This is a genomic window from Hymenobacter sedentarius, assembly GCF_001507645.1.
In the GTDB taxonomy this organism is placed as follows: domain Bacteria; phylum Bacteroidota; class Bacteroidia; order Cytophagales; family Hymenobacteraceae; genus Hymenobacter; species Hymenobacter sedentarius.
Window position 1 is genome coordinate 776,560 of record NZ_CP013909.1, and the last position, 22,671, is coordinate 799,230.

Here is a 22,671-nt window from a genome sequence, read left to right on the forward strand (position 1 = left end):
GTGGAAAAGGGCGCTTGTCCCCAAAAAGTAGGGGTGTACGTACGTAGTCTCTGCGTACCCCTCGATATTTTTAACGTGACCGTAATCAAGGCTTCACCCGCCCACGGGCGGTTTTGCGTTGCCACAGCCCGGGCCATCCAATGATGATTAAGAACTTAGGTTTGGATTTGCAAAAGCAAAGCCGTACTTTTGCCTTCCCATTTCAGAAAAACCCGCGAAAGCTGATGTACGCAATTGTCAACATAGCTGGCCAGCAGACCAAGGTTGAGGCCAACAAATTCGTTTACGCTCACAAACTGGCCGGCAACGTCGGTGACACCGTAACGCTGGGCAACGCCCTGCTGACCGATGACAACGGCACCATCACCATCGGTGCGCCCACCCTCGATATCGCCGTAACCGGCACTATCCTCGCTCATGTGAAGGGTGACAAGGTTCTCGTCTTCAAAAAGAAGCGCCGCAAGGGCTACCAGAAGATGAACGGCCACCGCCAGTCGTTTACCAAAGTAATGATTAACAGCATCGGCTAGTCTGGGCTTTTGCTCACGCTACTGATTCCATCTTAAACCAGCCGCTACGGGCCATTTGCCGGTAGCATTAGCTTAAATACCATGGCTCACAAGAAAGGTGTCGGCTCGTCCAACAACGGCCGCGAATCGCATTCCAAACGTCTCGGCGTAAAAATCTTCGGAGGCCAGGCCCTCGTAGCCGGCAACATCATCGTGCGTCAGCGCGGCACCAAGCACCACGCCGGCGAGAACGTAGGCATGGGCAAGGACCACACGCTGTTCGCTCTCGTTGACGGCGAGGTTCAGTTCAAGAAAGGCCGCAAAGACCGTTCTTTTGTAACGGTTATCCCCCGCGAAGTATTCTCGGTACCGGCTTAATTGCTGCCCCGATAAACCAGAAAAGGCTGCTCCGTAAGAGGCAGCCTTTTTCGCGTTTCCCTAAGCGTAATTAGGTGGAAGGCACAGGATGGAGCTGGTACAGCACCGGCTTGCTGGGGCTGGCATCCAGCTCCAGGCTGGTGATTTGAATGTTGAGCAGGTAAAGTCCGTCGGCTACTACGTCGGGTACAAAAATCAGCTCCGTGATGGTAGCGCCGTAGCGGGGCTGTGCGGGGTATTGCCAGAAAGCGTGGTGGGTCAGGAGTTGGCCGGCGTCTTCTTCGCGGTCCACGCTGGGCAGGTCGAGCAGGAAATGCTGCACGCCGTGCTCTACTAGGAAATGCGCTAATGCCGGCTCCACGTACGTGGGGTTGGTACCGGAATACTGACGGTGGCGCTTGGCGGGGTCGTTGGGCAAGGTGCGCAGCACCAGGGCCTCGGGCATGGACCGGTCTGGCTGGGTGGCCAGGGCGGCTTGCACATCGGCCAGCATCACCACCTGGTCGCCGTTGGGCTGGGGGCGCGGGGCCACGCTCACCAGCCGGGCCACAAACAGGAAGCGGCGCAGGCATTGGTTGAGCGTTACGGCCGGGTCGGGAGAGATGTGGCCGTAGCATTCGGTATGGGTGCCGTTGCCGTGGGGCGTCACGTGTACGCGCTGGTAATTGGTGCTGCCGCCCTGCGCCACGCTGCCCACAAAGCTGCCCACCCGAATGGTGTCGAACTGCACGGGCTCGGCCCAGAAGCAGTTCACCTGGTCCTTGCCGGGCGCCAGGGGCAAGGAAATGTCAATGGGCGCGGCGGGGTCGAAGGAATAAGTGCGGCCGGCGTAAGGGTAAGTAGGAAGCATGCCGGACTGCGTGTGGAGGGAAAGAGAAAGGGAAAGAATGGCTTAATGCGCGCCGGCTGTCATGCTGAGGAATCTCAAGCATCTCGCTCACGCCATTTGTCATGCAGAGCGCAGCGAAGCATCTTATCGCCGCTGAACGAATCGTTATAGCGTGATAAGATGCTTCGCTGCGCTCTGCATGACAGACGAGTTGACTACTACTGACTGAGGTAGAGATACTTCGCTGCGCTCTGCATGACTGTTAGCCGTGCCCGGGTAAGCGTCAGCTTAGCGCGCTGCGCAAGTTACAGCGGGGGCACTCTTGGCGCTAGCCCTTTTGGGGCTCCTCGGCTGCGGCTAGGCGGTTGAGAATACTGCTGATTTGCGCAGCGTGGCTGACAATCATAAAGTGCCCGCCGCCGGCAATTGGATAGTCAACGGGCGCGGTGCCGGCGGGCAGCAGCCGGTCGTAGGTGCCGTGGATGCGGATGGCCCGGCCCACGCCGGTGCTGTCCCAGCCCAGGAGCCGGGCAATGGCCCATTGGGCAAAAACCGGGTCCGTATCGCCGATGATTTGGTGGAGCAGCGTGTACTCCTTCCCGTTTTTAGCCCCGAAAAACCATTGGGCCAGGCGCGGCGCCAGCTTCAGCAGCTGCGGCGGCACTACTCGGTACAGCCGGGTGGCCCGGGCCAGGCGGAGCAGTGGCGGCAGCTGCCGGGTATTGGCCAGGCTGGATATCAGCACCACTTGGGCCTGCGGGCGCAGCTTGGCCACTTCCAGCGCCAGCAGGCCACCGAAGGAAATGCCGACCAGCCAGCAGGCCTGCTCCACTGGCACGGACGCCGCGAGCCGGGCAGCGTAGTGCGGCAAGGATTCGTCGGGGGTTTCGGGGGCCAGCCAGTGCAAGAGGTGCACCTCGCCCCGCAAGTGCAGGAATTGCAAGACCCGCTCATCGGCCCCCAGCCCGGGAATCAGGTAAAAGACCGGAGGCGAAGCAGCCATATGCAACAGGCAGTAGCGACCGGGGCCGGCTTAGGTATCAATTCGCACGAACACGCCTTCGAGGTAAAAGATGTTATGGGGCTGGGGGTCGTCGGCGCCTTCTTCGTCTTCGGTCTCATCGTCTTCGGTGGCGGGGTAGGTCACCGAGAGTTTCAGAGCCACGCTGGGCAGCGGCACGGGCGGCTTCTCATCGGAGCTGTACTCGAGCAGGGCAGGCCATTCTTCGGCCGCCAGCGCTTCGGCCACCTCCTCCTGCAGGTCGTCGGCCCGGGTGTGGGCCAGGCTCAGGAGCGTGTCCAGGGCTTTGAAGGGCAGGGCGAGGTGGAAAAAGTGGGTGTCGCTGTCGAAAAGCGTGGTGGCCCACACGGTCACGTCGTCGGTGTTGTCGAATACAATGGCCACAATGTGAATCTGCTCCACGAAGAAGTCGGCTTCGTCGGCAATGCTGTCACTCAGAAGTTTCATGCGGCTACGGCAGGGGTTTGGAACAGCTCCAGCGTGATGTGGTCGGCCAGGAGTTTGCCCGCGTCGGTCAAGGTAAGGACTTCGCCGGAGATGCGCGCCCAGCCGTTGGCCTGCAGCTCGGCGAGGTAGACGGCGCGGGTGGCCAGCAGGTCGAAGCCGTGCGCGGTGCGCAGGTGGGCCAGGTCGCAGCCCCGGGCCGTGCGCAGCGTGGTGAGCAGGTACTCGTTGGCCCGGTCGGTGGCGGTGAGGGCGTCCACGGTCACGGGCACTTCGCCGCGTTCGAGCACGGCGGCCACGTACTGGGGGTTATTGGCCAGGGTAAACTGGCGGTTGTGGCCGTCGTAGCTGTGGGCGCTGGGGCCCAGGCCCAGGTAGGGCACGCCGCGCCAGTAGTTGCCGTTGTGGCGCGACTCGCGGCCGGGCTGGCAGAAATTGCTGATTTCGTATTGCTCGTAGCCGTGGGCGCGCATGGCCGCCAGCAGCATTTCAAACTGGGTGGCCACAAATTCATCGGGCGCGGGCTTGAAGGTGCCCTTCTGCAGCCGGTGGCCGAAGGCCGTGCCCGGCTCGATGGTGAGCGCATACGCCGACACGTGGGGCACGCCCAAGGCAAACGCATTGGCCAGGTCAGCTTCCCAGATGTGGTGGCCGGGCGCGGGCACGCCGTAAATCAAGTCGATGGAAATGTTCTCGAAGCCCGCGTCCTGCGCGCGGCGCACCGCCGTGGTCGATTCTTCGGCGGTGTGGGCGCGGTTCATCATGCGCAAGTGCGGCTCGTAGAAGCTCTGCAGCCCGATGCTGAGGCGGTTTACCGAGGCCTGCTGCAGCTCGTGCAGCTTGGCGGCACTCAGGTCGTCGGGGTTGGCTTCGAGCGTGATTTCGGCCCCGGGCAGCACCGCGAAGTGGCGGTGGATGGCCGTGAAAATCTGGTCCAGCTCGGCCGCGGTGAGCAGCGACGGTGTGCCACCGCCGAAGTAAATGGTTTCGAGAGAAGTATTGGGGCCGAGGTAGTCGCGGCGCAGCTCAATTTCGCGCACTATGGCCTCCACTAGTCGGCTTTTCAGGCCCAGCGAGGTGCTGAAATGAAAGTCACAGTAGTGACAGGCTTGCTTGCAAAAAGGAATGTGGAGGTAGAGGCCGGCCATAGAAACGCAAACGCGGGGCACCAGCCCTCGCACGAGTAGCCTACGGAACACCGATTCCTTGCCCGTCGTGCAATGCCGCGAGCCACAAAGGTAGACGCCGCGCAGAGAGCCTTCCCTTATGCTTAGCTATGGGCGGCTTTTATCGGCTGGGTCCGGGAGCTGGGGCCGGGTACGGCATCAGGCCATAAGGCATGGCAGCCAAGAATAGCACCCCGCCCACTTACCTTAGTCAGCCCAACCAGATGGTTTACCAATACTGTTGGGAAGCTGCTCTTCTACTTGCCCCGCATGAAATCACTGGCTGCTACGCTTGCACGGCCCCGTACTTGGTTGGGCCAGGCCCTCGGGTTGCTGCTGCTTCTGGCCGGTAGCTGCACTGCGCCGGCACCGAAGCCCTACCGCGTGGGCTTCTCGCAGTGCACCACTGGCGACGCCTGGCGGCAGGCCATGCTGGCGGGCATGAAGAAGGAGCTCAGCTTTTATCCGCAGGTCCATTTCCAGATGAAGGATGCGCACGACAACAGCGCCCTGCAGCAACGGCACATCCAGGAGTTTTTGAACGAAGGCGTTGACCTGCTGATAGTATCGGCTAACCAGGCCGAGCCCATTACGCCCATTGTGGAGGAGGCCTTCAACCGGGGCATTCCCGTGGTGATACTGGACCGCCGCACCACTTCCAAGCTCTACACGGCTTACGTGGGCGGCAACAACCTGGAAGTGGGCCAAACGGCCGGCAACTACGCCAGCAGCCTGCTCCACCAGCAGGGCAACGTGCTGGAAGTGCTGGGCGCCGCCGGCGCATCGCCGGCCGTGGACCGGCACCGCGGGTTTGTGCAGGGCCTGGCCACGTACCCGGGCATGCACCTCGTGGCGCAGGTGCAGGGCGACTGGAAGCGGCCATCGGTGATACGGGCGCTGCCGGCCGTGCTGCGGGCCCACCCCGAGGTGAACCTGATTTTTGCCCACAACGACCGGATGGCACTGGGCGCCTACCAGGTGTGCAAGCAGCTGGGACTGGACCGGCGCATTCGAATAATCGGCGTAGACGGCCTGGCGGGGCCGCAGGGCGGCATCCAGCTGGTGCAGGACAAGGTGCTCACGGCTACGCTGCTGTACCCGCCGGGCGGCGAAGAGGCCATTCGCACCGCCATGAAGATTCTGCAAAAGCAGCCCTACGAGAAGGAAAACATTCTCAGCACCATGGTCATCGACTCGACCAACGTGCTGACGATGAAGATGCAAACCGAGAAGTTGGCCAGCCAGCAGCAGGACATTCAGCGGCAGCAGCGCGTGCTTCAGGCCCAGCTAGCAACCTACACCAGCCAGCAAATTGTGCTGTACATATTGGCCGCGGCCCTGCTGGGCGCCCTGGTGCTGGGTGTGGTGTTGTGGCGGGCTTTCCAGGTCAACCGCCGCATCACGCGCAAGCTGGCGGGCCAAAACGAGGAAATCCGGACCCAGCGCAACCAGATTCAGGCGCTGGCCGAGCAGGCACGGGTCGAAACCGAAGCCAAGCTGCGCTTCTTCACCAATTTCTCGCACGAGCTGCGCACCCCGCTCACCCTCATCATGGGCCCGGTAGAAGAGCTGCTCACCAATGGCGCCGACCTCTCCGCGGCCCAGCGGCACGACTTGGGCCTGGTGCGGCGCAATACCCAGCGCCTGCTGCAGCTGGTGAACCAGCTTCTGGACTTTCGCAAAATCGACGTGGGCAAAATGCCGGTGCGCGCCACCGAAGGCAACGTGGTGGCCTTCGTGCGCGACATCATGGACGTGTTTGAGAAGCCCGCCCGGCAGCGCGGCATCAGCTTGCGTTTTTTGCCCGCCGAGCCCAGCATTAGGCTGTGGTTCGACGTTAATATTCTGGACAAGGTCATTTTCAACCTGCTGTCTAATGCCTTAAAGTTCACGCCCGAGCGCGGGCAAATCACCGTCAGCATTCAGCCGCTGCCGGCTGAGGGCCAGGTGCGCATCAGCGTAGAAGACACGGGCCGCGGCATCAGCGAGCAGGACCGCGCACACATCTTCGAGTGGTTTTACCAGGGGCAGCAGGGAGTAGCCAAGGGCTCGGGCATGGGGCTGGCCCTGTCGATGGGGTTGGTACGGCTCCACCAGGGCGAGCTCACCTTCACAAGTACGCCGGGTCAGGGTAGCACTTTCACCGTGACCCTGCCGCAGGAGCTGCCGGCCAGCATGCGCAGCACCGAAGCGCCGGTGCCTGCCCTCGCCTTGGCCGAAGAGGAACTGGGGCTCTCCGTGGCGGAAGACTCGCCGATAGCCCGCCGCCCCGGCAAAGACAGCAAGGCCCTGGTGCTGGTCATTGAGGACAATTTAGAGGTGAATGCCTTTCTGGCCCAGAAGCTCCGTCCCCACTTCCAGGTGCAGACCGCCACCGACGGAGCCACGGGCCTGCGCCTGGCTGCCGACACCATTCCCGACCTGATTGTGTGCGATGTGATGCTGCCGGAAATAACCGGCCTGGAGGTGGTAGCCCAGCTCAAGGGCGACTGGCGTACCTCGCACATTCCAGTGGTGCTGCTCACGGCGCGCAGCGCGCCGGAGCAGCAGGTGGAAGGCGTGCAGGCTGGCGCCGACCTCTACCTCACCAAGCCGTTCAACCCCACCTTCCTGCTCGAGAACCTGCGCACCCTGCTCAGCAACCGCGACCGGCAACGGGAGCATTTCCGGCGCGAGCTGTCGGTGGACACGGCCACCGTAGCGCCGCAGCGCGTGGACCAGAAATTCCTGTCCGACCTCACGGCCATTGTCGAGGCTAACCTGGGCAATGCCAAACTGAGCGTGGAGGACGTAGCCCGCAGCCTGGGCACCTCGCGGGTGCAGCTCTACCGCAAAACCAAGGCTCTGCTGGGCACGGGCGTTACCGACTTTATTCAGGACATCCGCCTGACCAAAGCCCGGCAGCAGCTGCTCAACCCCGAGCTCAATATTGCCGACGTGGCCTACCAGCTCGGCTTTGCCTCGCCCTCGTACTTCTCGGCCAGCTTCAAGGCCAAGTACCGCATCTCGCCTTCGGAGTTCCGGGCACTGCACACGACGCCTAGCGTCTGAACCAAATCTGACAGAGAAGTATCAGGAGTGATAGCCACGCTGTTGCCGAGGGAATACTCACGCGCATAATCTATTGGCTATCAGTCTATAAAACTGTTTGCTGTGGGTGAGCGAATTGTGATACTATTTGGGTGAATTGGGCTAACTCCTGCTCTCGGTCATCGGCCACCTTTGGGCCATGAAGCTGCCGTGCCCACTTCCTGCTTTTCCTGCCCTCGCTCCTCCGGCCTCCGCGCCGGCCGCCACCCCCAATCGTTTCCGGGTGGCTTTGGCAGGGAGCGCCACGCAGAAAACTGAGCTAACCCGAGGGGCGGGCACGCGGCTGCCACACGAGTATTTCCCACCTATCATTTCTATTTCCATGCGAAAGAGTGTACTCCTGGCGCGCCAGCTTTTGCTGCCGACGCTGCTCGCCACCGGGCCGTTGCTGGCCGGCGCGAGCCCCAATGAAACCGCCCCACCGGCGCTCGCGTTGGCCAGCGCCGCCCTGGCCGACCGCCCCATCACGGGCCGCGTGACCGATGAAAAGGGCGAAGGCCTGCCCGGCGTCACGGTACTCGTGAAGGGCACTGAGTTGGGCACCTCCACCGGGCCTGATGGCAGCTTCGCCCTGACTGTACCCGACGGCGCCACGCTGGTGCTCTCCTTCGTGGGCTATAAGACGCAGGAGGTGGCGGTAGGCAGCCAGGCCACCGTGGCCGTGCAGCTGGCCACCGACGCCAAGGCCCTGGACGAAGTGGTGGTAACCGGCTACCAGACCCAGCGCAAGGCCGACCTGACCGGGGCCGTATCGGTTATCAAAGTGGACGAGGTGAAGGACATGGCCTCCAACGACGTAACCCGCAACCTGCAGGGCCGCGTGCCCGGCGTGAACATCACCACCGATGGGGCGCCGGGCAGCGCGGCCACGGTGCGCATTCGCGGCTTCGGCACGCTGGGCAACAACGACCCGCTGTACGTGATAGACGGCATCCCAACCAAGGAGGGCATCAACCAGATAAACCAGAACGACATCGAGAGCATTCAGGTGCTTAAGGACGCTTCGGCGGCCAGCATCTACGGCTCGCGGGCCGGCAACGGCGTGATTATCATCACCACGAAGAAGGCCAAGAAGGGCGCCACCCAGGTCAACTTCTCCACTTTCTTCACGGTGCAGAAACCGGGACCGCACATCCAGATGCTCAACACGCTGGACTACGGCAAGGTGTACTTCCAGGCCGCTGCCAACGACGGAGCCACGCCCAGCCTGCCGTACTACAACTTTCGGTCGCACCTCGACGCCAGCGGCCGCCGGGTGCTCGACCAGGTGGTGCTGCCCGACTTCATCGACGCGGAGAAGACGATGCGGCCCGCCGACACCGACTGGTTTAAGCAGACGCAGCAGGATGCCCTCATTCAGTCTTATAACCTGAGTGTGAGCAGCGGCGGCGAGCGGGGCAGCGCGCTGTTTTCGGTGAGCTACTACGACAACAACGGCACGCTGAAATACACCGGCCTGAACCGCTTCACGGCGCGCCTCAACACCGATTACAATTTCTTCGGCGGCAAGCTGAAGGTGGGCGAAAACCTTACCCTGGCCAAGAGCCAGCAGGCGCAGTACGACCTGGGCCTGGTGCGCGACCGCAGCAGCCAGCTGCCGTCCATCGTGCCGGTGCACACCGTGGACGGCGTGGGCTGGGGCGGCCCCGTGGCCGGTATGAGCGACCGCGACAACCCGCTGCGCCTGCTCACGGACAACCAGCAGAACCGCTCCAACACGGGGCGGGCCTTCGGCAATGTCTTTGCCGATGCCGAGCTCCTGAAAGGGCTGCACCTGCGCACCAGCTTTGGCCTCGACTACAGCCTGTACAAATACACCGAGCTGTACAAGACGTTTAAGGCCGGCTTCCTGTCGAACCAGGACAACCGGGTGACCAACCACGAGAGCTTCGGCGGCAACTGGGTGTGGCAGAACACCCTGAACTACAACCTCAACTTCGGAGACAAGCACCAACTGGACCTGCTGGCGGGCACCGAGCGCATCAGCTACCATTCCGAAAGCACCTATGCCTCGCGTACCAACTTCGCCAGCGAGGACCCGAACTATGTAGTGCTGGATGCCGGCTCGGCCAACAAGGACAACGGCGGCTCGGCCACGGCCTACCGGCTGGCGTCGTACTTCGCCAAGGTCAACTACTCGTTTGCCGATAAGTACCTGGCCTCGGCCACCATTCGCCGCGACGGTTCCTCGCGCTTTGGCGCGGACAACCAGTTTGGCGTGTTCCCGGCCCTCTCGGTGGGCTGGCGCCTGAGCGAGGAAGGCTTCCTTAAGAACAATGCGCCCTTTATCTCGGACCTGAAGCTGCGCGCCGGCTGGGGCCAGACCGGCAACCAGGACATTGCCAACTTCGCCGCCCGCGGCCTCTACCAGTCGCTGCTGGGTACGCTCGACCCCAACTTCGACTACGACCACGGCACGGCCTACGACATCTACGGCAACAACACGGCCCTGCCCTCGGGCTACCGCCGCGTGCAGCGCGCCAACCCCAACCTGAAGTGGGAAACCACCACCCAGACCAACGTAGGCGCCGATTTTGGCTTCCTGGATAACCGGCTCACCGGCTCGGTCGACTACTTCGTGAAGGACAGCAAGGACATCCTCGTGAACCTGCCCTACGCGGCGGTGATAGGGGAAGGCGGCGACAAATTCGTGAACGGCGCCTCCATCCGGAACAAGGGGTGGGAGTTCCTGCTCGGCTATCAGAATAAGCTGGAAAATGGCGTGACGTACAACCTCACCGGCAACGTTTCGACCTACCGCAACAAGCTCACTTTCCTGCCCACCGAAGTTATTAACGCCTATGGCGGCAACGGCCAGGACGTGACCCGGCTGGGCCACTCCATCAACGCCACCTACGGCTACGTGGCCGATGGCCTGTTCCAGACCGCTGCCGAGGTGAGCGGGGCCCCCACGCAGGTGGGCGCCGCCCCCGGCCGCATCCGCTACAAGGATTTGAACGGCGACGGCAAGGTCAACAACTTCGACCAGACCTGGATTTCGGAAGGCGTGCCCAACTTCAACTACGGCCTCAACCTGGGCGCTGGCTACAAAGGCTTCGACCTGCAAATCTTCCTGCAGGGCGTGCAGGGCTTGTACTCCTACAACAACTCCAAATTCCGGACGGACTTTGCCTCGCTGGCCTCCGGCGAAAACTGGGGCACGCGCTTGCTCGATGCCTGGACGCCCACCAACACGGGCTCCTCCATTCCGGCCGCTACGCTCATCAACTCCAACAACGAAGGCCGCTCCTCGACCTACTTCATCGAAAATGCTTCATATCTGAAGCTGCGCAACATTCAGCTGGGCTACTCGCTGCCGGCTGGCGTGGTGAGCAGAATCAAGCTGCAGGGGGTGCGTGTGTACGTGCAGGGGCAAAACTTCCTGTTGCACAAGAGCAGCGAGTTCACCGGCCCCGACCCGGAGGTGACCAACTACCAGTACCCGGTGCCGCGCATTTTCACCACCGGCCTCAACGTTTCCTTCTAACGATTTGCTAGCGCTTATTCCCATGAAAATCTTCAAATCCAGCGTGCTGGCGCTTTCGCTCCTCACGTTCTCCTTTGGCTGCTCCGATAAAAAATTCCTCGACGTGCCACCCACCGGCGTGCTCGCCGACGAGGACCTGAACACGCCCGCCAACATCGAGAAGCAGGTCATCGCGGCCTATTCGCAGCTCGGCAACGACGTGTACCGCACGCCCTACACCTCCATGTGGCCCTACGGCAACATCCGGGCCGGCGACGCCTACAAGGGCGGGGGCGGCACGGCCGACGTGGACGCCTTCCACTTCTACGAAACCTTCTCATTCAACCGCCCTGACATCGGCAATACGGACGAGCTGTGGTTCCTGCTCCACATCGGCGTGTCGCGGGCCAACGATGCCCTGCGCCGCCTGGCGGTGGTGAGCGACGCGGCCATGCCCAACAAGGCCATCCGGCAGGGCGAGGCGCGGTTCCTGCGCGGCCATTTCTACTTCCTGCTGAAGGAGCTGTTCAAGCGCGTGCCCTACATCGACGAGACCGTGCCCACTGAGCAGTACGCGGAGGTATCGAACGTGGCCCTGACCAACGACCAGCTCTGGGGCAAGATTGCCGACGACTTCCGCTTTGCGGCGGCCAACCTGCCCGCTACCCAGCCCGAAATCGGCCGCGCCACCAAGTCGGCCGCCCAGGCTTACCTGGCCAAAACTGTGCTCTACCAGGCCTACACCCAGAGCGACAACAACGCCGTGACCGGCATCGACCAGGCCAAGCTGCAGGAAGTAGTGTCGCTGGCCGACCAGGTGATTAGCTCCGGCAAGTACTCGCTGCACCCCGACTTCGCCACCAACTTCCTTACCGTGGGCGACAACGGCCCGGAGTCGGTGTTCGCCATCCAGTTTTCGCGCAATGACGGCACCCCCAAGGGCCGCACCGACCGCGGCAACGAGCTCAACTACCCCATGAACCCCGACTACGGCTGCTGCAGCTTCCACCAGCCCAGCCAGAACCTGGTGAACGCCTTCAAAACCGACGCCCAGGGCCTGCCGCTTTTCACTACGTTCAATAACAGCGACCTGCGCGCCGAAACCCCGGCTGATTTCCAGACCAATACCGTCGACCCACGCCTCGACCACACCGTGGCCATCCCCACGCACCCCTACAAGTACGACCCCACGTTCATCTTCCAGAATTCGTGGGTGCGGGTGCCGGGCATCTACGGCTACTTCATGTCGATGAAGGAGAACGTGCTGCCCTCGGACCCCAGCTTCCAGAAAAACCCACCCTTCATGAGCACTTCGAAAAACTGGACCATCATCCGCTACGCCGATGTGCTGCTTTGGAAGGCCGAAGCCCTCATTGAGCTGGGCCGCCAGGCCGAAGCTCTGCCCATTATCAACCAGATTCGCCAGCGCGCCCAAAACAGCACCGGCCGCCTGAAAACCAGCGCCGGCCAGCCCATCTCCAACTACCGCATCGGCCTCTACCAGCCCGCCCAGTGGACGCAGGCCTACGCCCGCGAAGCCCTGCGCTTTGAGCGCCGCTTGGAGTTCGCCCTCGAAGGCTACCGCTTCTTCGACCTCACCCGCTGGGGCATCGCCGCCAGCTACCTTAACACCTACATCGAGACCGAGAAAACCAAGCGCCAGTACCTGCAAACGGCCCACTTCACGGCCGGCCGCGACGAGTATATGCCGATTCCGCTTAATCAAATCAACTTTAGCAAAGGTCTCTACAAGCAGAATACAGGCTGGTAGTTTTCCATAAAAGCGTCATACCAAGCGGCATCTGCTATGCTCAGGCACGAAGCATTTTTCGGGTTCACGCTGCCTAAAGTATAGAAGAGCAGGCGCGAGAAGATGCTACGCTCGGCATGGCGTTCATACATTCTAAAAATCAAGGTTATTCCCTTAAGCTATTCCCTCGTGAAAAACCGCAACGTATTCTTCTGGTCCATGGTCGTCGCGCTGGGCGGCTTCCTGTTCGGCTTCGATACGGCCGTCATCTCCGGCGCTGAAAAGGCCATTCAGCAGCTGTGGCACCTGAGTGCCGTAGAGCACGGCTTCACCATTGCCATTGCCCTGATTGGCACCGTGTTCGGCGCCATCTTCGGGGGCATTCCTTCTGATAAGCTGGGCCGGCGCAAGACCCTGGTGTTCATCGCCATCCTGTACCTGGTGTCGGCGCTGGGCGCGGCGCTCACCAGCAGCTGGGGGCTGTTTGTGGTGTTCCGGTTCCTGGGCGGGCTGGGCGTGGGCGCGTCGTCGGTCACGGCGCCGCTCTACATCTCCGAGGTATCGCCGCCGGCGGTGCGGGGCCGCATGGTGGGCATGTTCCAGTTCAACATCGTGTTCGGAATCCTGGCCGCGTACCTCTCCAACTACCTGCTGGCGGGCACCGGCGAGCACGACTGGCGCTGGATGCTGGGCATTCAGGCCGTGCCGGCGCTGGCGTTTTTCCTGCTCCTGTTCCGCATTCCCGAAAGCCCCCGCTGGCTGCTGGGCCAGGGCCGCACCGAAGAAGGCCGCCAGGTGCTGCGGCTCATCAACGCCGACACGGCCGACGAGGACGTGCGCAATATCCTGACCACCAATGCGGCCGACGAGGCCGAGAGCAGCTCCCTGTTTGCCCGGGCCTACCGCGGGCCGGTGCTGCTGGCCATGCTGTTTGCGGTGTTCAACCAGGTGTCGGGCATCAACGCCATTATCTACTATGCGCCGCGCATCTTCGAAATGACGGGCCTGGGCAAGGGTTCGGCATTGCTGTCGTCGGCCGGCCTAGGACTGGTCAACTTCGCTTTCACGTTGCTGGCCATGAACTTCATTGACCGGTTTGGGCGGCGCAAGCTCATGCTCATCGGCTCGGTGGGGCTGATTGCCACGCTGGCCTTGGTGGCCCGGGCTTTCTACACCGAGCAGTTTGGGGGCATGCTGGTGCCGGTGCTGCTGTTTGTGTACATCGCCTTCTTTGCGTTCTCCCAAGGGGCGGTCATCTGGGTGTTTATCTCCGAAATTTTCCCCAACAACGTGCGGGCGAAGGGCCAGGCACTGGGCAGCTCCACCCACTGGGTGATGGCCGCGGTTATCGCCTTCACGTTCCCGTGGTTTGCCGAGCACCTGGGCGGCGGGCACACCTTTGCCTTTTTCGCGGCCATGATGGTGCTGCAGCTCGTATTTGTGTGGCGCTTCATGCCCGAAACCAAAGGCACTACTCTCGAGCAATTGGAGAAAACCCTGGTTGTTCACTAACTCATTAATTGCACGATATTTATGCAACCAAGAATCGTCTGTTTCGGCGAAACGCTCTGGGACGTTTTGCCATCGGGGAAGCAGCCCGGAGGCGCCCCCTTCAACGTAGCCGTGCACCTGCACCAGTTGGGCCAGTCGGTGGCGCTCATCAGCCGCGTGGGCGACGACGACCTGGGCGCCGAGCTGCTCGCCTTCCTACAGCAGCGCGGCCTGAGCACGGACTACGTGCAGCGGGGCCAAACCCACCTCACCGGCGTGGTAAAAGCCAACATAGGCGACCGCAACGAGGTGGTGTACAAGATTGTGCAGCCCGTGGCCTGGGACTACATTCAGTACGAAGACCGGCTGAGTGAGCTGGTAGCCCAGGCCGATATGCTGGTTTTCGGCAGCCTGGCCGCCCGTACGCCCGCCACCCGCGAAACCCTGTACCGGCTGCTGCCCCAAGCAAAGTTTCGCGTGTTCGACGTGAACATGCGCCCGCCGCACTACACCCGGCCCGTGGTGCAGTACCTGCTGGAGCACAGCGACCTGGTGAAGATGAACCATCACGAGCTGGCCGAAATTCTGGAGTGGTTTGGCAAAAGCGCCGACGACGATTCGGCGCTGGAGTGGCTGGCTACGCGCTTCAGCCTGCAGGCCGTGTGCGTGACGCTCGGGGCCGACGGCGCCCTGCTCTGGACCGGCGGCCGGCTGTACCGCAGTGCCGGCTTCCCGGTGGAAGTGACGGACACCATCGGCAGCGGCGATGCCTTTCTGGCGGCGCTGCTCACCGGCTGGCTGGCCGGCCAACCGCCGCAGGAGTGCCTGCAGTTTGCCTGCGCCACCGGCGCGTTGGTGGCCACATTTCAGGGCGCCACGCCCCTTATCACCCCCGCCGACGTGGCCGCGCTGCGCCAGGCGCACGCGGTGTCCTCTCCCTCTTAAGCTCTCCCCGCTCTTCCTCCCTCCTCGCTCCCATGAAAAAACTTTTCCTACTGGCGCTTAGCGTCCTTGGCCTGATTCATACCAGCGCTGCCCAAACAGCAGCACCCGCCCCAGCGCCCACCCCGCAGTACCGCCCGGCCTACCACTTCAGCCCCGCCGCCCACTGGATGAACGACCCCAACGGCATGGTGTATTACCAGGGCACGTACCACCTGTTTTTCCAATATTATCCTGATGGGATGGTGTGGGGACCCATGCACTGGGGCCACGCCACCAGTGCCGATTTGGTGAGCTGGAAAGAGCAGCCCATTGCCCTGTACCCCGATAGCCTGGGGTACATATTCTCCGGCAGCGCCGTGGTGGATGCCAAGAACACCACCGGCTTCGGCAAAAACGGGCAAGTGCCGCTGGTGGCTATCTTCACGCACCACGACCCTAAGGGCGAGAAAAAAGGCACCGATACTTTCCAAAACCAGAGCCTGGCCTACAGCCTCGACGCGGGCAAAACCTGGACGAAGTACGCCGGCAACCCCGTGCTGAAGAACCCCGGCATCCACGACTTCCGTGACCCCAAAGTGAGCTGGAACGAAGTGGCGAAGAAGTGGGTGATGACTCTGGCCACCAAGGACAGAATTACCTTTTTTTCATCGCCTAACCTCAAGGAATGGACCAAGGAAAGCGAGTTTGGCCAGAAGCTGGGCGCCCACGGCGGCGTATGGGAATGCCCCGACCTGTTCCCGATGACGCTGAACGGCAAAACCTACTGGGTGCTGCTGGTGAACCTGAACCCCGGCGGCCCCAACGGCGGCTCGGGCACGCAGTACTTCGTCGGCAACTTCGACGGCAAGACCTTCACCCCGCTTACCACCGACACGAAATGGGCCGACTATGGCCCCGACGACTACGCCGGCGTCACGTTTGCCAACACCGGCAACCGGCGCATTTTCCTGGGCTGGATGAGCAACTGGGAATACGCCAACCAGGTGCCCACGGCGCCCTGGCGCAACGCCACCACCGTTCCGCGCGAGCTGGGGCTGCAGCAGGTAGGCGCGCAGCTTTACCTCACCTCGCAACCCGCCAAGGAAGTGGCCCGGCTATTCCCCGCAGCCACGACGCTGAAAGACGTGGTAGTCAAAAAGGAAATTGACCTCACGCCCCGGCTGAAAAACGTCGGCGACAAGTTCCAGCTGAAAATCAGCACCCGGCAGCTGGCCAGCTTCTCGGTGGTGCTAGCCAACGGCAAAGGCGAAGCGGTGGTCATCGGCTACGACAAACCGACCAATAAATACTATATCGACCGGACCAAAGCGGGCCGCACGGACTTCAGCCCCAAGTTTGCGGGCCGCCACACGGCCCCGCGCCTGGCCAAAACGACCGAGGCCGACCTCACGCTGCTGGTGGACGCCACCTCGGTGGAGGTGTTCGCCGACAAAGGCCTGACGGTGATGAGCGAGCTGTTTTTCCCGACCCAGCCGCTTTCGAAGCTGAAGCTGCAAGCCACCGGCAACTTCACGGTGCAGGAGTTGAGCTACGCCAACCTGGCTCCAAAGCCCAGCAGCAGCGCCGCGGGCTTGGGCGGCAGCAAGTAGCAGCCCCGAAAGGCAGGCAGCCGGCTTGCTCCTGGGTTTATCTTCGGGAAATTAAACGCAGGCTTTCGCGTTATCGCCCCGCATGTCTATCCGGTTTCTACAGTGCTGTTTGGGAATGCTGCTCCTGAGCGGCCTGGCGGGGCGGCCCGGCGCGCGGGCTCAAACCCCGGCACTGGACCCTAACGTGCCCAACCAGCCGGCCCTGGCCACGCCTCCCCTGCCGCCGGTGGTCGCGCCTGCCACGGCCGCCGCGACGCGCCGGGCTCTGGCCCACCCGCGCGTGCTGCTGCTCGACGCCGAAGCCGCCGACCGGCCGCTGCTGCGCCGCTACAAAGTGCGCGCAACCGTGCCCGACTCCCTCGCCGCCCTGCGCGAAGTGCGCGACCTGGTGCTGGGCCTGCAGGCCGATGCCTACCTCACGGCCTCGGCCGATACCATGCGCTGGAGCCGCGACACCGTGCGGGTGGGCCTCTACGTGGGCCAGCCGTTTCGCTGGGCCTACCTGCGCAACGGCAACCTCGGCGACGGCCTGCTTACCCGCGCCGGGTACCGCGAGAAGTTCTTCCAACACAGTGCGTTCCTGCCCGCCGACTGGGCCCGGCTGCAGGAGCGAATTCTGATAGAAGCCGAAAACCAAGGCTTCCCCTTCGCCACGGTGGGCCTCGATTCCATTCAGCTCAACGACCACGACATTGCCGGCCGGGTGGTGCTGAAACGGGGCCGCGTGGTGCTCTTCGACTCGCTGCAGATAGTGGGCAACACCAAGACCAAGAAGCGCTTCCTCACCAAGTATCTCCAGATTTTCCCCAATCAGCCCTTCAGCCAGCAGCGCGTGGCGGCGGCGGCCCAGCTGCTGCGCCAACTGCCCTACGTGCGGCTGCGCGCCGAGCCCGAAGTCCGGTTTGCCAGGGGCAAGGCCCGGGTGTACCTGCTGCTCGACGACCGGCCCTCGAACCAGTTCGATGCGATTGTGGGCATTCTGCCCAACTCCGACCAGGCCAAAACGGGCGTGCAGTTCACCGGTGACGTCACCATCAACCTGCGCAACCTCAAGGGCGGCGGCAAGCAAATTGGGCTGCAGTGGCGCAAAACCGACGCCCTCTCGCAGCTGCTCGACGTGCAATACGTGCACCCCAACTTCTTCGGCACCCCGCTGGAAGTGGCCGGCACCTTCAACCTCTACAAACAAACCGACGCCTTCCTCACCCTGCGCCCCCGCGTGCAGGTGAGCTACCCCACCGCCCGGGCCGGGCGGGTGAGCTTCTTCTTTGAGCAGCGCAGTTCGTTTTTGCTTTACGACAGCCTCACCTACGTCAGCCTCGGGCAGCTGCCCGAAAACATTGACTCGCAGTTCAACTCCTACGGCCTGAACTACACCTGGAACAGCCTCGACGACCTATTCTTTCCGCACCGCGGCTACCTGCTGAGCGGCCAGGGCGCCGTGGGCACTAAAACCATCACGCGCAACCCCAGCATCCGGGAGGAGTTTTACAACGGCCTTGGCCTGCGCTCCACGCAGTATTCCTTCGGGCTGCGGGCCGAGCGGTATTTCCCCGTGAAGCGGGCGGGTGTGCTGCTGCTGCGCCTGCGCGGCGAAGGCGTGCTCAACCCCCGCCTGTTCACCAACGACCTGGCGCGCCTTGGGGGGCTAAACTCCCTGCGGGGCTTCAACGAAAACCAGTTCTACACCAGCTCCTACGGCCTGGCCACGGCCGAATTCCGGCAGTTCATTGGCGCTGATTCCTACGCGTTTGTCTTTATTGACCAAGCGTATACGCGCCACGACGTGGTGCATGACCGCTACACCGACCAGCCCACCGGCGTGGGGGCGGGCCTGAGCTTCCGCACCGCCGCCGGGCTGTTCCAGTTTGTGTACTCGCTGGGGCGCTCCCGCGACCAGGCGTTTGAACTGAGAACGTCGAAGATTCACTTCGGCCTCACCAGCCGTTTCTAGCCCAATGGACGGGGCCTGACGCTGCTAGCCCGCGGCTTTATGCGGCCTTAAGCGCCGCACAAGGCGCCTGTGCCATTCCAAAATTGAGCTAAAATCGGGCGTGGAAGTTCCGCCATTTCGTCTGCCTTTTTGAGAGGGGAAACGGGTTTACGCCACAGTGGCCGGAATTGGAAAATTCGAACAAAAAATCCCGCCAATACGTCTGATATACAGACCAAGTAGGCCTTAATTCAGATTGGTACATCATTTGTCATACAGAGGATGAAGCCGCTCTAAATCCGGCTCCTTGCCATGAAACTTATCAGCCCGAAATTCATCCGTACCATTGCCCCGCAGCTGGACTTGCTCAACACCATAGGCGGCGGCGTGGCTCAACCACAGCTGCGCGTGGAGCAGCGGCCCAAAGGCGTGATTTTGCGCGTGGCCATGCCTACCGTACCCGCCGAGAGCTTCCGCGTGGTGCTCAACCAGCAGCGCCTCACGGTGTTCGGCGAGTACCGCCACCAGCCCGACGACCAGCTGGCGGCGCCCCTCTTCGTGCAAACGCTCGACCTGCCCACCAACCTGGACCTGGCCCGCATCGACGCGGTGCACGAAGGCGACGAGTTGCGCGTGCGCATCCCGTTCATGAACCCCAGCGACCAGCAGCGCGAAATCGACATCCGCCACAACTAATGCCGCATGCAGCGGCCGTGTGGCGCCTGCTTTTAGTATCTGTTTATTAGTTTGATAACGCCGGGACCGACCGGCACCGCAGTCTATTAATAACGCCGGGGCCGACCGGCTGCTTCCCCGCTTTTAGGATTTCACTCTTGAGCCACCGCCCGCAGCGGTGGTTTTGTTTTTTAGGGCTACCCGAACAGCGGGATAATCAGCACGAAGCTCATCACCAGGGCCAGGTAAAACCAGCCCATTACCTGCCCGCGGTAGCGGCGCGGCAGGCGGTTGCTGAGAATGAGCATGGCCACAATGACCAAGGCCAGGTGCGCCACAAAAAACACCATGGTCTTCACCCAATTGCTGACAATGGTATTTTCGGCCTGATACTGATTGGACTCGCCCAGGCCCGACGTGAGGTACTGCAGGCCGTAGAAGGCCACCGTTTCGAAAACGATGAAGAGCAGCAGCCCGGCCAGCAGCGCCGGCTTGGATGATTTTTGGGTTACGTCGGCCATCGGAGCTAGGGGCGCGGGCGGCCCTGCACCTCGGCAGAGCGCGCCTTGATGTACAGCTCTTCGACTTTGGTACGGGCCCAGGGCGTGCGGCGCAAAAAGCTCAGACTTGACTTGATGCTGGGGTTTTCGGCGAAGCAGTTCATGCGCAGGCGGGCGTCGAGCTCGGGCCAGCCGTAGGCGGCCACAAGGTATTCGAGGATATTGGCGAGCGTGACCCCGTGCAACTCGCGGATGAGGTGGCCGGATTCGTCGCGGGCGTCGGCGGCGCGGAGGAAGGACATAGGAAGAAAAGCAGCTGGAACCGTAAAGTTCGCGAAAACCCGGGGCCCCACGCACGATGCGCCGCGGCCGGTCGTTATTTTTGGGCAACTTCGCCCCATGCCCTCCTCGCCCCTCGCCCACCGCCCTGCCAAATCGGCCCGCCGCCCCGCCCGGCGCAGGGCCTGGCGGCGCGGGCTGCTGGCGCTGCTGCTGCTGGGGTCGGTGCTGGCCACGGTGTACTACCTGCGCCACCGTGTGCAGCTGAACCGCTACGCCCGCCGCACGTGGGCCACGCTCACCAAGGGCGGCCTCACGGGCCGCGAAAAAACCCCGCTGCTGGCCGGCTACTCGGTGCACGGCATCGACGTATCGGCGTACCAGGGCCGCATCGACTGGCCGGAAGTGGCCCGCCACGGGGTGCGGTTTGCCTTCATCAAGGCCAGCGAGGGCGGCACCCTGCGCGACGCCCGCTTTGCCCGCAACTGGCACGATGCCCGGGCCGCCGGCGTGCTGTGCGGCGCCTACCACTACTTCCAGGCCAACCGCGGCGGCCAGGTACAGGCCGACTTATTTGCGCGCACCGTGCCCATCGGGCCCGGCGATTTGCCGCCCGTGCTCGACGTGGAAGCGGCCAATTTCCACGACGTGGCTGTGCTGCGCCGCGAGGTGGCCCGCTGGCTGCGCCTCATCGAAGCGCACTACGGTGTGCGCCCCATCCTCTACTCCAACCACAGCTTCTACAAGCGGCACCTTGCCGGCCACTTCGACAACTATCCGCTGTGGCTGGCCCACTACGAAGTGGAGCGCCCCACCATGCCCCGCAACAAGTGGATAATCTGGCAGCATTCCGACGAGGCCTACGTGCCGGGCATCCGGGGCGTGGTCGATTTCAACGTCTTCCAGGGCAGTTTTGAGTCTTTACAGGCCCTTCGCGTGCCTGCCGCGGCCGCGGCGCCCACCCCCACTTCTCCTCACCGCTGACCCTCATAAAAAAAGCCGCCCGGCCCACCATTTCCGAGGAAATGGCCGAGCCGGGCGGCTTGCCTTAAGGGGCCGCAACGGTTACACTTTGCGCTTCGAGGTCGTTTTGGTGTGGTGCATTCTGCCGCCGTGATGCGCCGTTTTGGTGCCTCGGGCAGTCACCGACTTTTCTTCTTTCTTGGTTTCGGTCGTCTCTTCGGATTTGATTTCCGTTTTGCGGTCTTTCGGCATGGGCTTGGTGCCTTGCGCGCTGGCGCTGCCGAAGCCAAAGCCCGTCAGGGCAAGAGCGGCAAGAAGTTTGAGGGACGTTTTCATGGTTGAGGTTAAAAAGAGGTTGGAGTGGAATTGTGGTAAAATATTGTCGCGGACTTTAAATTTTAGATGAAGATGTACCTGAGAGCCACCTTTTTGCGCATCGGCCTATGGGGCATCCGCCTCGTTCCGCTGCTCGTGCTGGCGCTGCTGGCCTCCTGCAACAGCAGCCGCAACGTGGGCCACGGCGGCCCCGCCGCCCCCCGCGGCGCCTATACCCAGAAAGGCCTAGGCTCTTACTACGCCAATAAATTTGCGGGCCGGGCCACGGCCAGCGGCTCCACTTACCGGCCCGGCGAGATGACCGCCGCCCACAACACCCTGCCGTTTGGCACCGTCATCCGGGTAACCAACACCCGCAACGGCCGCTCCGTAGACGTGACCGTGACCGACCGGGGCCCGCACACCAAGGGCTACATCGTGGACGTGTCGCGGCGCGCTGCCGTCCAGCTCGACATCATCGAAGCCGGCGTGGTGCCCGTGCTGGTTACCGTGATTAAGCCCGCCGACGGCTCCCGCTAAACCCTTTTTGATGGCTCCGCCACGCTATTTGTAATTTCGCCCCTATGAATATCCGCAAGAAGGTGCACTGCACCCTGCCGCCCGGCATCAACCGCTACGCCGCCCTCGACCTGTGGGTGCCGGCCGCCGAAGACGAAGGCTGGTCCGAAGCCGAAGTGCAGTACGTGCTCGACGAAGTAGTGGAAGCCGAAGACGATGCCGCCGGCCTGGAAGTGCTGGCCTGGTACACCGCCAAGTAGCTGGCACATTCTGCTCAGCAGCGAATTGAGCTAAATAACGCGCTTACGAACAGGCTACTAGCCGGCCTGCGGAGCAGGGCGCACCGCCTGACGCAACCAGGTGCCCGCCAGCGCTGCTACACCCCCAACCAAGCCCGCCACCACACCCGTGACGAGCACCAAAACAACGGCCGAACCGCCCAGCGGCAGCAATTGAGCTACCCGGTGGGCCAGCAGACCCTCGTTTTGGTACGCGAGCCAGGCTGCCGGCACTAGCCAGCTCAACCCTGCCCCTCCAAAGCCCGCCCCAAAAGCCGCCCCGCCCGAAGGCATCAGGGTAAACCCCAGCGCAAACGCCACCACCGCCATGCTCCACCACGGCAAGTCCAGTTGCACGGCCGTGGAAAGCACAAAAATGAGCAGCAGCAAAAGCCAAGGGTTACGCCAATTCATGCGGGCAAAGTAACACGAATAGCGGCGATGGAGCTAGTAGGTACCTCACCTGGGTGGAACCTCACCCCCGGCCCCTCTCCAAAAGAGAGGGGAGCCACGGCACATAGTGCAGCTCAA

21 protein-coding genes are annotated in these 22,671 nt (G+C 62.6%); 13 read left to right on the top strand and 8 right to left on the bottom strand.

What is annotated here, in order from left to right; genetic code table 11:
* Positions 1-224 precede the first annotated feature (224 nt).
* On the top strand, positions 225-530 hold the full coding sequence (rplU, locus tag AUC43_RS03260) for a 50S ribosomal protein L21 (RefSeq protein WP_068198144.1): 306 nt from the start codon (positions 225-227) through the stop codon (positions 528-530).
* A gap of 81 nt (positions 531-611) precedes the next feature.
* Positions 612-887 carry a 50S ribosomal protein L27 gene (rpmA, locus tag AUC43_RS03265; protein ID WP_068189905.1) on the top strand — a complete coding sequence of 92 codons (276 nt, stop codon included), beginning with the start codon at positions 612-614 and terminating at the stop codon, positions 885-887.
* 70 nt (positions 888-957) lie between these two features.
* Here the strand turns inward: rpmA and AUC43_RS03270 are convergent, their stop codons facing one another.
* The 4 genes from AUC43_RS03270 to hemW all read right to left on the bottom strand — a co-directional run bounded on the left by AUC43_RS03270 (position 958) and on the right by hemW (position 4,329).
* Complete coding sequence (locus tag AUC43_RS03270) at positions 958-1,737, bottom strand: cyclase family protein (RefSeq protein ID WP_068189908.1); 780 nt, start codon at positions 1,735-1,737, stop codon at positions 958-960.
* A 307-nt stretch (positions 1,738-2,044) separates the two neighbouring features.
* Positions 2,045-2,719 (bottom strand): alpha/beta fold hydrolase, encoded by a 675-nt coding sequence (locus AUC43_RS03275; protein ID WP_068189912.1) that lies wholly within the window; start codon positions 2,717-2,719, stop codon positions 2,045-2,047.
* 30 nt (positions 2,720-2,749) lie between these two features.
* Complete coding sequence (locus AUC43_RS03280; RefSeq protein ID WP_068189915.1) at positions 2,750-3,184, bottom strand: hypothetical protein; 435 nt, start codon at positions 3,182-3,184, stop codon at positions 2,750-2,752.
* Complete coding sequence (hemW, locus tag AUC43_RS03285; RefSeq protein ID WP_068189918.1) at positions 3,181-4,329, bottom strand: radical SAM family heme chaperone HemW; 1,149 nt, start codon at positions 4,327-4,329, stop codon at positions 3,181-3,183. Before hemW ends, AUC43_RS03280 begins: the two co-directional genes overlap by 4 nt.
* Before the next feature lie 288 nt (positions 4,330-4,617).
* Between hemW and AUC43_RS03290 the strand changes: the two genes are divergently transcribed.
* From AUC43_RS03290 to AUC43_RS03325, 8 genes are all read left to right on the top strand, one after another.
* Positions 4,618-7,398 carry a substrate-binding domain-containing protein gene (locus tag AUC43_RS03290; protein WP_082684875.1) on the top strand — a complete coding sequence of 927 codons (2,781 nt, stop codon included), beginning with the start codon at positions 4,618-4,620 and terminating at the stop codon, positions 7,396-7,398.
* A gap of 361 nt (positions 7,399-7,759) precedes the next feature.
* A complete protein-coding gene (locus AUC43_RS03295) occupies positions 7,760-10,924 on the top strand; it encodes a SusC/RagA family TonB-linked outer membrane protein (protein WP_071885805.1) in 3,165 nt (1,054 codons plus the stop codon).
* A 22-nt stretch (positions 10,925-10,946) separates the two neighbouring features.
* Positions 10,947-12,674 carry a RagB/SusD family nutrient uptake outer membrane protein gene (locus AUC43_RS03300; protein WP_068189924.1) on the top strand — a complete coding sequence of 576 codons (1,728 nt, stop codon included), beginning with the start codon at positions 10,947-10,949 and terminating at the stop codon, positions 12,672-12,674.
* A 168-nt stretch (positions 12,675-12,842) separates the two neighbouring features.
* Entirely contained in the window at positions 12,843-14,165 is a 1,323-nt protein-coding gene (locus AUC43_RS03305; protein WP_233254098.1) for a sugar porter family MFS transporter, read from the top strand.
* Positions 14,166-14,186: 21 nt separating this feature from the next.
* A complete protein-coding gene (locus AUC43_RS03310) occupies positions 14,187-15,089 on the top strand; it encodes a carbohydrate kinase family protein (RefSeq protein WP_068189926.1) in 903 nt (300 codons plus the stop codon).
* A 32-nt stretch (positions 15,090-15,121) separates the two neighbouring features.
* Positions 15,122-16,678, top strand: a complete 1,557-nt coding sequence (locus tag AUC43_RS03315; RefSeq protein WP_068189930.1) for a glycoside hydrolase family 32 protein — start codon at positions 15,122-15,124, stop codon at positions 16,676-16,678.
* Positions 16,679-16,793: 115 nt separating this feature from the next.
* Positions 16,794-18,632, top strand: a complete 1,839-nt coding sequence (locus AUC43_RS03320) for a BamA/TamA family outer membrane protein (RefSeq protein ID WP_068189934.1) — start codon at positions 16,794-16,796, stop codon at positions 18,630-18,632.
* 291 nt (positions 18,633-18,923) lie between these two features.
* Positions 18,924-19,307 (top strand): Hsp20/alpha crystallin family protein, encoded by a 384-nt coding sequence (locus AUC43_RS03325; RefSeq protein ID WP_068189937.1) that lies wholly within the window; start codon positions 18,924-18,926, stop codon positions 19,305-19,307.
* 176 nt (positions 19,308-19,483) lie between these two features.
* Here AUC43_RS03325 and AUC43_RS03330 read toward each other — a convergent pair whose 3' ends face one another.
* Positions 19,484-19,807, bottom strand: a complete 324-nt coding sequence (locus tag AUC43_RS03330; RefSeq protein WP_068189941.1) for a hypothetical protein — start codon at positions 19,805-19,807, stop codon at positions 19,484-19,486.
* 5 nt (positions 19,808-19,812) lie between these two features.
* Positions 19,813-20,088: a VF530 family protein gene (locus AUC43_RS03335; protein ID WP_068189944.1), complete on the bottom strand. Its 276-nt coding sequence runs from the start codon at positions 20,086-20,088 to the stop codon at positions 19,813-19,815.
* Positions 20,089-20,185: 97 nt separating this feature from the next.
* Between AUC43_RS03335 and AUC43_RS03340 the strand changes: the two genes are divergently transcribed.
* The gene (locus AUC43_RS03340) at positions 20,186-21,049 is read left to right on the top strand and encodes a glycoside hydrolase family 25 protein (protein WP_068189947.1); all 864 of its coding nucleotides are present in this window, start codon (positions 20,186-20,188) and stop codon (positions 21,047-21,049) included.
* Between the two features lie 81 nt (positions 21,050-21,130).
* On the opposite strand, the gene AUC43_RS03345 is transcribed toward AUC43_RS03340, so the two are convergent.
* A complete protein-coding gene (locus AUC43_RS03345; protein ID WP_068189951.1) occupies positions 21,131-21,364 on the bottom strand; it encodes a hypothetical protein in 234 nt (77 codons plus the stop codon).
* A gap of 72 nt (positions 21,365-21,436) precedes the next feature.
* Between AUC43_RS03345 and AUC43_RS03350 the strand changes: the two genes are divergently transcribed.
* Together AUC43_RS03350 and AUC43_RS03355 are read left to right on the top strand one after the other, a co-directional pair.
* A complete protein-coding gene (locus tag AUC43_RS03350; protein ID WP_071886025.1) occupies positions 21,437-21,883 on the top strand; it encodes a septal ring lytic transglycosylase RlpA family protein in 447 nt (148 codons plus the stop codon).
* A gap of 44 nt (positions 21,884-21,927) precedes the next feature.
* Complete coding sequence (locus AUC43_RS03355; RefSeq protein ID WP_068189954.1) at positions 21,928-22,122, top strand: hypothetical protein; 195 nt, start codon at positions 21,928-21,930, stop codon at positions 22,120-22,122.
* Positions 22,123-22,179: 57 nt separating this feature from the next.
* Here AUC43_RS03355 and AUC43_RS03360 read toward each other — a convergent pair whose 3' ends face one another.
* Positions 22,180-22,554 (bottom strand): hypothetical protein, encoded by a 375-nt coding sequence (locus AUC43_RS03360; RefSeq protein ID WP_071885806.1) that lies wholly within the window; start codon positions 22,552-22,554, stop codon positions 22,180-22,182.
* Between the last annotated feature and the right edge of the window lie 117 nt (positions 22,555-22,671).

Coding starts and splice junctions, on each gene's coding strand:
- AUC43_RS03270 (WP_068189908.1), bottom strand. CDS start 1,737: ATGCTTCCTACTTACCCTTACGCCGGCCGCACTTATTCCTTCGACCCC.
- AUC43_RS03330 (WP_068189941.1), bottom strand. CDS start 19,807: ATGGCCGACGTAACCCAAAAATCATCCAAGCCGGCGCTGCTGGCCGGG.
- AUC43_RS03350 (WP_071886025.1), top strand. CDS start 21,437: ATGTACCTGAGAGCCACCTTTTTGCGCATCGGCCTATGGGGCATCCGC.
- rplU (WP_068198144.1), top strand. CDS start 225: ATGTACGCAATTGTCAACATAGCTGGCCAGCAGACCAAGGTTGAGGCC.
- AUC43_RS03340 (WP_068189947.1), top strand. CDS start 20,186: ATGCCCTCCTCGCCCCTCGCCCACCGCCCTGCCAAATCGGCCCGCCGC.
- AUC43_RS03290 (WP_082684875.1), top strand. CDS start 4,618: ATGAAATCACTGGCTGCTACGCTTGCACGGCCCCGTACTTGGTTGGGC.
- AUC43_RS03280 (WP_068189915.1), bottom strand. CDS start 3,184: ATGAAACTTCTGAGTGACAGCATTGCCGACGAAGCCGACTTCTTCGTG.
- rpmA (WP_068189905.1), top strand. CDS start 612: ATGGCTCACAAGAAAGGTGTCGGCTCGTCCAACAACGGCCGCGAATCG.
- AUC43_RS03320 (WP_068189934.1), top strand. CDS start 16,794: ATGCTGCTCCTGAGCGGCCTGGCGGGGCGGCCCGGCGCGCGGGCTCAA.
- AUC43_RS03325 (WP_068189937.1), top strand. CDS start 18,924: ATGAAACTTATCAGCCCGAAATTCATCCGTACCATTGCCCCGCAGCTG.
- AUC43_RS03295 (WP_071885805.1), top strand. CDS start 7,760: ATGCGAAAGAGTGTACTCCTGGCGCGCCAGCTTTTGCTGCCGACGCTG.
- AUC43_RS03355 (WP_068189954.1), top strand. CDS start 21,928: ATGAATATCCGCAAGAAGGTGCACTGCACCCTGCCGCCCGGCATCAAC.
- AUC43_RS03275 (WP_068189912.1), bottom strand. CDS start 2,719: ATGGCTGCTTCGCCTCCGGTCTTTTACCTGATTCCCGGGCTGGGGGCC.
- AUC43_RS03345 (WP_068189951.1), bottom strand. CDS start 21,364: ATGAAAACGTCCCTCAAACTTCTTGCCGCTCTTGCCCTGACGGGCTTT.
- AUC43_RS03360 (WP_071885806.1), bottom strand. CDS start 22,554: ATGAATTGGCGTAACCCTTGGCTTTTGCTGCTGCTCATTTTTGTGCTT.
- AUC43_RS03335 (WP_068189944.1), bottom strand. CDS start 20,088: ATGTCCTTCCTCCGCGCCGCCGACGCCCGCGACGAATCCGGCCACCTC.
- AUC43_RS03310 (WP_068189926.1), top strand. CDS start 14,187: ATGCAACCAAGAATCGTCTGTTTCGGCGAAACGCTCTGGGACGTTTTG.
- hemW (WP_068189918.1), bottom strand. CDS start 4,329: ATGGCCGGCCTCTACCTCCACATTCCTTTTTGCAAGCAAGCCTGTCAC.
- AUC43_RS03300 (WP_068189924.1), top strand. CDS start 10,947: ATGAAAATCTTCAAATCCAGCGTGCTGGCGCTTTCGCTCCTCACGTTC.
- AUC43_RS03315 (WP_068189930.1), top strand. CDS start 15,122: ATGAAAAAACTTTTCCTACTGGCGCTTAGCGTCCTTGGCCTGATTCAT.